Annotated in this window: 12 protein-coding genes; 2 read left to right on the forward strand and 10 right to left on the reverse strand. The window is 64.1% G+C overall.

What is annotated here, in order from left to right:
- Nucleotides 1–52: 52 nt before the first annotated feature.
- The 5 genes from JQ616_RS10255 to JQ616_RS10275 all read right to left on the reverse strand — a co-directional run bounded on the left by JQ616_RS10255 (nt 53) and on the right by JQ616_RS10275 (nt 4,997).
- Nucleotides 53–772 carry a haloacid dehalogenase type II gene (locus JQ616_RS10255; protein ID WP_212014079.1) on the reverse strand — a complete coding sequence of 240 codons (720 nt, stop codon included), beginning with the start codon at nt 770–772 and terminating at the stop codon, nt 53–55.
- Between the two features lie 93 nt (nt 773–865).
- Nucleotides 866–1,864, reverse strand: coding sequence for a class II fructose-bisphosphatase (gene glpX / locus JQ616_RS10260; protein ID WP_029083354.1), 999 nt, complete (start codon nt 1,862–1,864; stop codon nt 866–868).
- A 79-nt stretch (nt 1,865–1,943) separates the two neighbouring features.
- Nucleotides 1,944–3,263, reverse strand: coding sequence for a homoserine dehydrogenase (locus tag JQ616_RS10265; protein WP_212014080.1), 1,320 nt, complete (start codon nt 3,261–3,263; stop codon nt 1,944–1,946).
- A 22-nt stretch (nt 3,264–3,285) separates the two neighbouring features.
- Nucleotides 3,286–4,506, reverse strand: coding sequence for an LL-diaminopimelate aminotransferase (locus JQ616_RS10270; protein ID WP_212014083.1), 1,221 nt, complete (start codon nt 4,504–4,506; stop codon nt 3,286–3,288).
- 215 nt (nt 4,507–4,721) lie between these two features.
- A complete protein-coding gene (locus tag JQ616_RS10275) occupies nt 4,722–4,997 on the reverse strand; it encodes a hypothetical protein (RefSeq protein ID WP_212014085.1) in 276 nt (91 codons plus the stop codon).
- A 292-nt stretch (nt 4,998–5,289) separates the two neighbouring features.
- Here JQ616_RS10275 and JQ616_RS10280 point away from each other — a divergent pair, with 292 nt between their 5' ends.
- Complete coding sequence (locus tag JQ616_RS10280; protein WP_212014087.1) at nt 5,290–7,098, forward strand: PHA/PHB synthase family protein; 1,809 nt, start codon at nt 5,290–5,292, stop codon at nt 7,096–7,098.
- A gap of 73 nt (nt 7,099–7,171) precedes the next feature.
- Nucleotides 7,172–7,570: an MAPEG family protein gene (locus JQ616_RS10285; protein WP_212014089.1), complete on the forward strand. Its 399-nt coding sequence runs from the start codon at nt 7,172–7,174 to the stop codon at nt 7,568–7,570.
- A gap of 40 nt (nt 7,571–7,610) precedes the next feature.
- Here the strand turns inward: JQ616_RS10285 and JQ616_RS10290 are convergent, their stop codons facing one another.
- The 5 genes from JQ616_RS10290 to JQ616_RS10310 form a co-directional block, all read right to left on the reverse strand.
- Nucleotides 7,611–8,204 carry a class I SAM-dependent methyltransferase gene (locus tag JQ616_RS10290; protein WP_212014090.1) on the reverse strand — a complete coding sequence of 198 codons (594 nt, stop codon included), beginning with the start codon at nt 8,202–8,204 and terminating at the stop codon, nt 7,611–7,613.
- A gap of 16 nt (nt 8,205–8,220) precedes the next feature.
- Entirely contained in the window at nt 8,221–9,198 is a 978-nt protein-coding gene (gene argC / locus JQ616_RS10295; protein WP_212014091.1) for an N-acetyl-gamma-glutamyl-phosphate reductase, read from the reverse strand.
- A gap of 121 nt (nt 9,199–9,319) precedes the next feature.
- The gene (argC, locus tag JQ616_RS10300; RefSeq protein ID WP_212014092.1) at nt 9,320–10,366 is read right to left on the reverse strand and encodes an N-acetyl-gamma-glutamyl-phosphate reductase; all 1,047 of its coding nucleotides are present in this window, start codon (nt 10,364–10,366) and stop codon (nt 9,320–9,322) included.
- Nucleotides 10,366–11,037 carry an FMN-binding negative transcriptional regulator gene (locus JQ616_RS10305; RefSeq protein WP_212014093.1) on the reverse strand — a complete coding sequence of 224 codons (672 nt, stop codon included), beginning with the start codon at nt 11,035–11,037 and terminating at the stop codon, nt 10,366–10,368. The genes argC (JQ616_RS10300) and JQ616_RS10305 overlap by 1 nt, the downstream gene beginning before the upstream one ends.
- Before the next feature lie 219 nt (nt 11,038–11,256).
- Nucleotides 11,257–12,246, reverse strand: a complete 990-nt coding sequence (locus tag JQ616_RS10310; RefSeq protein ID WP_212014094.1) for an MBL fold metallo-hydrolase — start codon at nt 12,244–12,246, stop codon at nt 11,257–11,259.
- Between the last annotated feature and the right edge of the window lie 63 nt (nt 12,247–12,309).

Raw genomic sequence — 12,309 nt, forward strand, 5'->3', positions numbered from 1 at the left:
CCCTTCCGAATTAAGAAGGAACCGTAGCGCTTCGATGAATCACAGGCCAGTTCTAGCAGCCCAACCGGCTGGCGATTTCCCCGAAATCCTTGGCCACGATGTCCCATTCGCCAGTGGCCTCGAAATCATACTTTTGCAACGGGCCGTATTCGGTCGGACGTGCCACGAAGGCGGTCTTGAGGCCGAGCTTCTGCGCGTGCTTCAGATCGTAATTGTGCGCGGCGACCATCATCACCTGCTCCGGCGGCAAGCAGAGCAGCTTCGCGGCGCCGAGATAGGTTTCCGGATCGGGCTTGTAGTGCTCGAACAGCTCAGCCGACATCACGAGGTCCCAGGGCAAGCCTGCGAACTTCGCCATGTTGGTGAGCAGCGCGACGTTGCCATTGGACAGCGGCGAGATGATGTACTTGGTCTTCAGCCGGGTCAGGCCGGCGACGCTGTCGGACCACCCATGCAGGCGATGCCAGCCTTTCGTCAGATGCTGTAGGTCGTCCTCGGTGAGTCCCTTGATGTTGAACTGCGCGACCAGCTTCTCCAGCGAGCGGCGGTGCAAGACATCGAGGATCACGTAGCCGTTCTGCGGGTTCTTGCGCACCTCATCCATCGAGGCCGCATAGACCGCGCGCCAGCCATCGACCAACGCGGTCCAGTCGGCCTTGATGCCGCGCTTCTCTCCCCATGTCGTGAAATCGTTGATCAGGCTGGTACGCCAATCGACCACGGTTCCGAACACGTCGAACACCAGCGCCTTGACCCCGGACAGATCGGACATGCGCCTCTCCCTTTGTTGTTTTTGTTGGTTCGTCATTCCGGGGCGATGCAAAGCACCGAACCCGGAATGACGGAGATCGTATCTAGGCTCTGCTTAGTCGAGGTGGAATTTCTCCAGCTGCCGGTGCTCGGCCTTGATGTAGCGCACGGTGCCGGTGACCGAGCGCATCACGACGGTCTCGGTCTCGATGACGTCCTTCTTGAACTTGACGCCGGTCAGCAGCGAGCCGGTGGTGACGCCGGTGGCGGCGAACAGGCAGTCGCCCTTGGCCATGTCCTCGATGCCGTAGATCATCTTCGGGTCGATGACGCCCATCTTGTGGGCGCGCTCGCGCTTCTCCTCGGTGTCGAGGATCAGGCGGCACTGCATCTGGCCGCCGATGCAGCGCAGCGCGACCGCCGCCAGCACGCCCTCGGGCGCGCCGCCGGTGCCGATATACATGTCGACGCCGGTCTCATCGGGCTTGGCGCAGTGAATGACGCCGGCGACGTCGCCGTCGGTGATCAGCTGCACGGCAGCGCCGGTCGAGCGCACGCTATTGATGATGTCGGCATGGCGCGGACGGTCGAGCACCAGCACGTTGATGGCGGTCGGGTCGACGCCCTTGGCCTTGGCGAGCCGCCGCACGTTGTCGGCCGGCGGTGCGTCGAGCTCGATCACATTCTTGGCGTAGCCCGGGCCGATCGCAATCTTCTGCATGTAGACGTCGGGCGCGTGCAGCAGCGTGCCGCCATCGGCCATCGCCATGGTGGCGATCGAGCCCGGCATATTCTTGGCGCACAGCGTGGTGCCTTCGAGCGGATCGACCGCGATGTCGACCTTGGGGCCGGCATTGAGACCGACCTTCTCGCCGATGAACAGCATCGGCGCCTCGTCGCGCTCACCCTCGCCGATCACGACCGTGCCTTCGATCGGCAGCTTGTTGAGCTCGCGCCGCATCGCGTCGACCGCGGCCTTGTCGGCGGCCTTCTCCTGGCCGTGGCCGCGCAGCCGCGCGGCCGACACCGCCGCGCGCTCCGTCACGCGCACGATTTCGAGCGTCAGGATACGCTCGAGCAACATCTGCGGCGGAACGGAAATATGGGTCGACATCAGCGTACTCCTTAAGCCTCTGGGACAGGCCAGCCTGCCCGCATCAATCGTCTCACGCCCGACCCGTTCAGGCCATGCGCTAGTTTTTCTCGATCCGGATCACCTGCGGCCTGCCGCTGATGACCTTATCGCGCTGCACTGCGGCCAACGCCCGATGCACGGCATCTTCGCTGGTCGCATAGGTAATCAGAATGACCGGAACCGGTGAAGGTTTTTTGGCCGCGCCATTCACATCGACGCCATCCGGATGCCGCTGCACGATGGATTCCAGAGATATCTTCTGTTCCGCGAGCCGGGTGGCGATTGTTGCAGCAGTGCCTGCAAGATCGCGCGCCATCAGGCGGATATAATAACCACCCTCGTGGCGTTCCATCGGCGCCTTGGTGGTGTCACGCAACCGCTCCACCGGTCGGCCGAACGGCTTCGCACGGATGCCGCGGGCGACATCGGCGATATCGGCGACTACGGCGGACGCCGTCGCGCCGCCGCCGGCGCCGGGACCGACCAGCGTGATCGGCGGAATGCCCTCGCCGTCGATCGCCACCGCATTGGTCACACCCATCACCTGGGCGATCGAGGATGATTTCGGCACCATGGTCGGGTGCACGCGTTGCTCAATGCCCTTTGCCGTGCGCACGGCCACGCCGAGCAGTTTGACCCGGTAGCCGAGTTCCGCGGCGGCCTTGAGATCCTCCGGCGTGATCGAGGAAATGCCTTCGACATAAACAGCGCTTTCCGCGACCTTGGTTCCGAAGGCGAGGCTCGCCAGGATCGCGAGCTTTTGCGCGGTGTCGTGACCGTCGACGTCGAATGACGGGTTGGCTTCGGCATAGCCGAGGCGCTGGGCGTCCTTCAGGCATTCTTCGAACGACAGGCCCTCCTGCTCCATCCGGGTCAGGATGTAATTGCAGGTGCCGTTGAGGATGCCATAGACGCGGTTGACGCTGGTGCCAGCGAGGCCCTCGCGCAGCGTCTTGATGACCGGGATCGCCGCACCGACGGCCGCCTCGAAGTTCAGCGCGCCGCCATGCTTCTCGGCGGCTGCGGCAAGCCGCAGGCCATGCTTGGCGATCAGCGCCTTGTTGGCGGTCACGACCGACTTGCCGGCCTTCAGCGCGGTCTCGATCGCCGACAGCGCCGGATCGCCGGCGCCGCCCATCAACTCGACGAAGCAGTCGATATTGGGATCCTCAGCCAGCGCCTCGGGGCTCTTGGCCCAGGCGATGCCGCGCAGATCGAGCCCGCGCTTCTTGGCTTTCGAGCGCGCGGTGACGGCGACAACGCGAACCGCTCGGCCGCTGCGCTCGGCCAGCGCCCGTCCTTGCGTTTCGATGAGGCGGACGACATCGGCACCGACGGTGCCGAGCCCCGCTATGCCCACGTTCAGGGGTGCGACCATGATATTAAGCAACCTGGAAGGATTAGCGTCGGTTGGCGAGAGGAACGACGTTGTGCAACGTTTCGATGCCGCTTTCAAGGAAGCGGCGCACGCCGCGCGCGGCCTGCCGGATGCGCTGCTCGTTCTCCACCATCGCGATGCGGACATAGCCTTCGCCATGCTCGCCGAACGCAACGCCGGGCGATACCACGACGCCGGATTTCTCCACCATCAGGGTCGCGAACTGCATGCTGCCGACCGCCTCGAATTCCTTGGGCAGCGGCGCCCAGGCGAACATCGAGGCTTGCGGCGGCGGAATCTCCCAGCCGGCGCGGCCAAATGACTCGACCAGCGCATCGCGGCGCTTGCGGTAGGTGTCGCGCATCTCGCGGATGCAGTCATCCGGGCCATTCAGCGCAGCGGTCGCCGCCACCTGGACCGGCGTGAAGGCGCCGTAATCGAGATAGGATTTGACGCGCGCCAGGGCCGCGATGATGCGCTCATTGCCGACCGCAAAGCCCATGCGCCAGCCGGCCATCGAGAATGTCTTCGACATCGAGGTGAACTCGACGGTGACGTCGATCGCACCGGGCACCTGCAGCACCGACGGCGGCGGATTGTTGTCGTCGAAATAGACTTCGGCGTAGGCCAGATCGGACAGGATGAAGATGTCGTGCTTCTTCGCGAACGCGACCAGATCCTTGTAGAAGTCGAGGTCCGCGACATAGGCGGTCGGGTTCGACGGGTAGCAGACGATCAGCGCGATCGGCTTCGGGATCGAATGGATGATCGCGCGCTCGACCGCCTCGAAGAATTGCGGCGTCGGCTCCGACGGTACCGAGCGGATCACGCCGCCCGCCATCAGGAAGCCGAAGGCATGGATCGGGTAGCTCGGATTCGGGCACAGCACGACGTCGCCGGGCGCGGTGATGGCCTGTGCGACGTTGGCGAAGCCCTCCTTCGAGCCGAGCGTCGCCACCACCTGGGTATCCGGGTTGAGCTTGACGCCGAAGCGGCGCGCATAATAGGCGGCCTGGGCCTTGCGCAGGCCGTTGATGCCGCGCGAGGCCGAGTAGCGGTCGGTGCGCGGCTTGCCCAGCGTCTCCTTCAGCTTCTCGATCACATGCGGCGGGGTCGGCAGGTCCGGATTGCCCATGCCCATGTCGATGATGTCGGCCCCGGCATTGCGCGCGGCCGCCTTGGCCTGGTTGACCTTTTCAAAGACGTAAGGCGGCAGACGGCGAATGCGGTAAAAATCTTCCATGGGACCCTTGCTCCGACAACCGCGATGCCAGAATCGACCCCCTTGCCAATGTCGCGGAAGCCGTCACGGCCTCTTACAGAAATCGCGCTGAATCAATGATTTAGAGCGAATTCAGGCGCACGATCTGGGGGCTGCGGCCGGATCTGCGGTTGAACCGGGTTTCTTTTAGCACGGACACCGGGCGGCGCCAGCGCTGATCGGCCATCTGGCGCGGCTCACTTGCCGGCCTGGGCCTGAGCTTGGGTCTGGCGCTCGCGCGCGGCAATCAGCTCCTGCTCGATCTTGGCCTGGTCCGCCGGCTTGATCGTCGGATCGGCCCGGTCGGGCGGAAGGTCATGGACCGGCAGGTAGCCGCTGGCATCCTTGGCCCGCGCCGGCGCATCGGCCGGCATGGCCATATCGGCAATCGTGCTCGAGCACCCGCTCAGCGCCATCATCGACGCGAGCAGCACTGCGGCCGCGAGCCCCCTGTTCATTCGATCGATCGGCATGCGCCGAATTGTCCCCAACAAGCTAGCGCGCACGTCGCACATTGCCGACACGGGTCGCACTGGTACGAGCCTTGCAGCGTCCCCGCTGCGTTAATTCCGAGTTCAGCGTTTCAAACCATTGTCGCCCGAAACACTTAAAGCGGGATACAGGAAAAGCGATGCCTGAGGCTTCAATATGACGGAACAAAGATTTTTTGTCGCACCGCAACAGAGTGAAACATCGGATTTTGCCTGATTCTCCTTGCCGCACCGCGCGATGACGCCCCCCAAACGACGCGATAATGTCCCTCAGATGAGCAACGTCATTCCCGACACCCAACCCGCCCCCAAATTCAACGCCGAAGCCTTCGCCATGAACATCGCCCGGGCGATGGAGAGCAGCGGCCAGGCGCTGGCCGCCTATCTCAAGCCGCGCCAGACTGGGGAGGTCCGCGACAAGCCGCCGAACGAGTTCGGTGAGGTCATCAAGACCTTCAGCGTGATTGCCGAATACTGGCTGTCCGACAAGGAGCGCGCCTCGTCGCTGCAGATGCAGCTCGGCAAGGACTACCTCGATCTCTGGGGCTCGGCGGTGCGCCGCATGGCCGGCGAAGCCGACGCCAAGCCGGCAATCCTGCCGGCCCCCCGCGACAAGCGCTTCCAGGACCCGGAGTGGAAGTCGAACCAGTTCTTCGACTTCATCCTGCAGCTTTATCTCTTGACCTCGAAATGGGCGCAGCAGCTGGTCCATGAGGCCGACGGGATCGATCCGCACACCCGCAAGAAGGCCGAATTCTACGTTCAGCAGATCAGCAACGCGCTGGCGCCGTCGAACTTCGTGCTGACCAATCCGGAAGTGCTGCGCGCCACCGTCGAGACCAATGGCGACAATCTGGTGCGCGGCATGAAGATGCTGGCCGAGGACATCGAGGCCGGCCACGGCACGCTGCGGATCCGCCAGTCCGATTCGAGCAATCTCGAGGTCGGCCTCAACATGGCGACGACGCCGGGCAAGGTGATCTACCAGAACGAGCTGATGCAGCTGATCCAGTATTCCCCGGCAACCGAGAACGTGCTGCGCACGCCGCTCCTGATCGTGCCGCCCTGGATCAACAAGTTCTACATCCTCGATCTGCGCCCCGAGAAATCCTACGTCAAATGGTGCGTCGACCAGGGCATCACGGTGTTCGTGATCTCCTGGGTCAATCCGGACAAGGAGCTCGGCAAGAAGACCTGGGCCGACTACATGACCGAAGGTCCGCTCACGGCGATGGACGTGATCGAGAAGGCCACCGGCGAGATGAAGGTGCACACCGCCGGCTATTGCGTCGGCGGCACCCTGCTCGCCTCGACGTTGGCCTATCTCGCCGAGAAGCGCCGCCAGCGCGTGACCTCGGCGACGTTCTTTGCCGCGCAAGTCGACTTCACCCATGCCGGCGACCTCCTGGTGTTCGTCGACGAGGACCAGATCTCGGCGCTCGAACGCGACATGCAGGAATCCGGCGTGCTCGAAGGCAGCAAGATGGCGATGGCCTTCAACATGCTGCGCTCCAACGACCTGATCTGGTCGTATGTCGTGAACAATTACCTGAAGGGCCAGCCGCCCTCCTCGTTCGACCTGCTGCACTGGAATTCGGATGCGACGCGGATGCCGTCGTCGAACCATTCCTATTATCTGCGCAACTGCTATCTGGAGAACCGGCTGTCCACCGGCACGATGGTGCTCGACAACACGCTGCTCGATCTGTCGAAGGTGAAGGTGCCGGTCTACAACCTCGCCGCCCGCGAGGATCACATCGCGCCGGCGGAATCGGTGCTGTACGGTTCGCAGTTCTTCGGCGGTCCGGTGAAGTATGTGCTGTCCGGCTCCGGCCATATCGCCGGCGTGGTCAATCCGCCTGCGTCGAAGAAGTACCAATACTGGACCAACGACAACATCAGGGACATCAAGCTCGCCGACTGGCTGAAGGGCGCCGAGGAGCACAAGGGCTCGTGGTGGCCCGACTGGCGCGGCTGGCTGGAGAGCCATGATCCGGAGATGGTTCCAGCGCGCACGGTGGGGTCGAACGGAATGCAGGCGCTCGAGGATGCCCCGGGCAGCTATGTCCGCGTCCGCGCGTAGCGCGGGCTCTTCCGCTCAGCTATAAACAGGCGATCCCGGCGGTCGGGAATCGCATTGACGTGAGGGGGAGACAATGACGCGCGAACTGTTCTGGCTGTCGCTGACGGTGATCCTGACCGGCATTTTGTGGGTCCCCTACATCATCAATCGCTGTCAGGTGCGCGGCCTCTCCGGCGCCATGGGCAATCCCTCGCGCGGCGACAAGCCTCACGCCGAATGGGCCAACCGGCTGATGTTCGCCCACGACAACGCGGTCGAGAATCTCGTGATCTTCGCGCCGCTGGTCTTGATCCTCAACGCGGCCGACTATTCCACCAAATGGACCGTGCTCGCCTGCGCCGTCTATTTCTGGGCCCGCGTCGCGCATCTGATCGTCTACACACTCGGCCTGCCGGTGTTCCGCACGCTGGCCTTCACGGTCGGCTTCATCGCCCAAGCGGTGCTGGCACTCGCGATCTTCAAGGCTCTCTGAACTGCAGATTCCGGCCGGTCGCGGCGCAGCCGCGCCGGCGCTATGCTTCGTTCTTGCGCACCACGATGTGCAGCATCGTGGCAGGCGCTTCATCAAAGCTCTTGATCTCGCTGGTGTCGGACGAAACTTGCATCCACGCCCCTGACGCGGCGTAGGTCGCCACCAGCCATTCGGCCGCGGGATAATTGTAGTAGCGGCCGATGCTGTCGCGGCCGTCGTCATGGCCGATCTTGTAGCTCGCGTAGAACAGGCCGCCGGGTTTCAACGCCCGATGGATGCGACCGAGGATGCCGGCCAGTTCGTCGCGCGGCACGTGCAGCAGGCACGCGCTGGCCCAGACGCCGTCATAGGCATCGAGGTCCCCGAGCTCATCGAACAGCATCGCCTCGACGGGATGATTGATGCGGCGCGCCGCGACCTCAGCCATTTCGGGTGAACCGTCGGTCGCACGCACCACAAAGCCTTCAGCGAGCATGACCGCGGCATGATTGCCGGCGCCGCAGCCGAGCTCGAGGATCGCCCCGCCCGGCGGCAGCAGCTTGAGGAAAGCGACCAGCCGGGCAGACGGCGCTTTCGCCCACCCGGCATAGGCCTCGGCATTGCGCCGGTAGAATTGCAGCGTGGCGTCGTCCACGATGCGCCCCTCGTTGTCAGCTGTCGGCGAGCCCGAGCATCAGCCGCATGTTCTGGACCGCGGCGCCTGAGGCCCCCTTGCCCAGATTGTCGAGCCGCGCGACCAGCACCGCCTGCCGGTGCTTGTCGCTGGCGAAGACATAGAGCTCGAGCTGGTTGGTCTCATTGAGCGCCTCCGGTTCGATCTTGCCGCCCTTGCTGGCCTCGTTCTGCAGCGGCATCGCGGAAACATATTTGCTGCCCGCGTACCACTTCGCGAGCGCGGCTTGCAGATCGGCACCATCAGGCTTGCCCGGCAGCGCGTCGAGCTGCAGCGGCACCGAGACCAGCATGCCCTGCCGGTAGTTGCCGACCGACGGGATGAAGAGCGGCCGCCGCGTCAGATGCGAGTAGAGCTGCATCTCCGGCACATGCTTGTGCTCAAAACCGAGCCCATAGAGATGGAACGCCGGCGCCGAGCCGTCCTCGAAGCTCGACATCATCGTCTTGCCGCCGCCCGAATAGCCGCTCACCGCGTTGATGGTGACCGGATAATCCGCAGGCAGCAGGCCGGCGTCGACGATCGGCCGCAGCAGCGCGATCGCGCCGGTCGGATAGCAGCCGGGATTCGAGACCTTTTTCGCGTGGCGGATCTTATCGGCCTGGTCGGGCGCGAGCTCGGCGAAGCCATAGGCCCAGTCGGGCGCGACCCGATAGGCGGTCGACGCGTCGAGCACCTTGGGCGCTGAATTGCCCATGGTGTCGATCAGCGCGACGGTTTCCTTGGCGGCCTCATCGGGCAGGCAGAGGATCACGAGGTCGACCTCCTCCATCAGCGCGCGCTTGGCACCGGCATCCTTCCGCTTGTCCTCGGCGATGTGCTTCACGGCGACGTCGCCGATCGAATGCAGCCGCTCCTGGATGCCGAGCCCGGTGGTGCCGGACCCGCCATCGACAAACACGGTGGCCTTGGTCGCACCGCTCTTGGTCTTCGGATTGGTGTCGGTGAGGGTCATGGCACGCTCCTTTCGAGCTCGTTCGTTTCGTTTGCTAACACATCTGGCCGCGCCTGCGCCGCCAATCCGGAACTGTTATCCCTAGCCTGAGCGCATCCTCGTCCACAACAACAACCCCCGCTCACGGAAACAGCGCGATCTGCTCCAGTCCGGTGGTTTCGGGCAAGCCGAACATCAGGTTCATGTTCTGGATCGCCTGCCCGGCAGAACCCTTCACGAGATTGTCGAGCGTCGAGAGCACGATGGCGCGGTTCTTGATCCGGTCGGCGACGACGCCGATCTGAACGTAATTGGAACCACGCACGTTCTGCGTCTGGGGCAGCACGCCCTTCTTCGTCACATATACGAACGGCTCGTTGGCGTAGGCCTTTTCCAGCTCGGCGCGCAAATCGTCCGGCGTAGCCCCGTTGAGCTTGACATAGGATGTGCAGAACTCACCCCGCGCCATCGGAATGAGATGCGGGGTGAAGTTCACTGTCACAGCCGAGCCAGCGGCCGCGCCGATCTCCTGCTCGATCTCCGCCGAGTGTCGATGGCTTCCGATCGAATAGGGCGACAACCCTTCGCCGGCTTCGCTGAACAGCGTGTTCTGCTTCAGTCCGCGTCCGGCGCCGGTGACGCCCGACTTTGCGTCGATGATGATGTCGTCGACGTCGATCAGCTTTGCCTTCGCCAGCGGAACAAGCGCCAGCAGCACCGCTGTCGGATAGCAGCCGGGACAGGCCACCAGCCGCGCGGCCGTGATCTTCTCCCGGTAGAGTTCGGTCAGCCCATAGACGGCCTCGTGCTGCAATTCGAGCGCCCGGTGCTCATGGCCGTACCATTGCGCGTAGCTGTCTTTGTTGCGCAGCCGGAAATCCGCGGACATATCGAGGATCTTGATTCCGGGATTGGCTTTCAGCACCGCGGCGATGATTTCTTGCGTCGTCCCGTGCGGCAGTCCGCAGAACGCGGCGTCGAGCCGCGTCCAGTCGACCTTTTCCCATTCCACGAGTTTTGGCAGGTCGAGCATGAAGAAGTGAGGAAATACCTCGCTCATCGTCTTGCCGGCATGGGTGTTGGCGGTAAGCGCGGTGATTTCGGCATTGGGGTGCCGCGCCAACAGGCGCACCGCGTCGGCGCCTGTGTAGCCGGACGCGCCCAAGATTCCGATTTTCTTCTTCGTCATTACTCGCTCCTCGGAAGCGCAGTCATCTCGGTCTGTGTCATCGCGAAAGCCTGCGGGCGCACCTCGCGCATCAATGCCGCGATGTCCCGGGCACCGGCTTCGGCCTGCAATGCGAGCGTGTTACCGACCGCCGCAAAGTCTGTTTCAGACTTATGCTGGTTCAGCTTGAAGCTGCCCTCCACCTCTTCCACCGTCATCTCGAGGCCCACGATGGCCTTCTTCATTGCTTCCAGCCGCGCGGCGGTCATCTTGCCCGTCACCCACGGCTTTTTCGGCAGCAGCCGGTCCTCGAACTTGGCGCTCAGGACGTCGATCTGAAGGCCAAGTTCTTCGCCCGACAGGGTCCGGACCGGCCCCGTCAGATGCACGGCCTGATAGAGCCAGGTCGGCACCTGGTCGGGCGACACGTACCAGTCGGGCGACACATAGGCATCCGCGCCGGTGACGGCCAGCAGCCAGGACATCCCGTTGGCCAGCTTTACCAGCGGATTGTGACGGGCAACATGAAACAGCGCCCGCGGCGTGCCGTCGGCGGCATAGGTCAGATAGAACGGCAGCGCGGAGGCGATCGGCTTGCCGCCGTCCCACGCGCAGGCCAAGCCGAAACCGCGCGCTTCCGCGAAGCCGAGGCTCGCGGCGCGGTCAGGCTTGAATACCGGTGGCGTATACATGGTCGACACTCCTGCATGACGAAGGAGCCGCCCGATCGAACCGCGTGTCTTTTTGAGGAGAGCGCCGCGGGATCAGATCCGGCGGCAGAGGCGATGGTCTAAACGCGAGCGACCGCCCATACCGCGAGAATGCGGCGGCGGCGGGCGATGATGATGGTCGCGGCGTTGATCATGGGCGCGGCTATAAGGCCGCGCCCCTTTGGCGTCAAGATAAACCGTTCAGATCGCCGGATTCCACGGCGCGGGCACGACGCGGTAGCCGGCGCCGTCTTTGACCACATTGCCGAGGCCCGGGAACGGATAGTGGAAGCCCTGCACCTGGAGCCGCTCCGCGACCACCATGTCGTAGATGCGGCGGCGGGTCTTCTCCGCGACGTCGCCGTCCTGGTCGAAGAACGCATGCCAGCCGGGATTGGTCGCGAACAGGTTCGGATTGTTGGTGACGTCGGACTGGATGAACACCTTGTCCGCCCCCGAGGCCAGCACGTAGGAGGTGTGGCCCGGCGTATGGCCGACAGTCTCGACCGAGGTCAGGCCGGGCGCGATCTCCTTGCCCCACTCATAGGGCGTCACCTTTTTCTTCAAGCCGGCTTCGAAGATGTTGCGGTTGTTCTTGAACAGGCCGGCCATGCGGCCGGCCGGCGCCCGGCTCATCTCGCCGTCGTCCATCCAGAATTTCCATTCGGTCGCCGGCACCAGCACCTCGGCATTCGGAAATGCCGGCGTGCCTTCGGCGGTCAGCAGGCCGTTCACGTGGTCGCCGTGGAAATGCGAGATCACGACCATGTCGACATTCTTGGGGTCGAATCCGGCCGCGACGAAATTGTCGGCGAACAGGCCGTTGGCGCCCTTCGTGCTGGCCTTCGCCAGCGCGCCATTGCCGGTGTCGATCACGACCAGCTTGCCGCCGGTGTTGAGCACGATCGGCGCGAACCAGATCGTCATCATGTCGCGCGGCATGAACGCCTTCTCCAGCGCCGCGTTGACGTCATCCCGCTTCGCGTTCGGAATGAAGCTGTCTTCCAGCTTGAAGACGTTCTTGCCGTCGGACACCGCGGTGACCATGATGTCGCCGACCTTGTAGCGATAGAAGCTCGGCGCCTGCTTGTCGGCTGCGGGCGCCGCGGCGGCCGCAGGCGCGGCTGACAACAGCGGCGCGGCGGCGATGCCGGCCGCGCCAGCGAGTGCGTGACGTCGTGTCAATTCCATGTGGTGTCCTCCCAGTGAATCGGTGATGCGCCCGGTGGAAGCCGCGCCTTCTGCGCGTGGTTT

The organism is Bradyrhizobium tropiciagri (genome assembly GCF_018130545.1).
GTDB classification, from domain to species: Bacteria; Pseudomonadota; Alphaproteobacteria; order Rhizobiales; family Xanthobacteraceae; genus Bradyrhizobium; species Bradyrhizobium tropiciagri_A.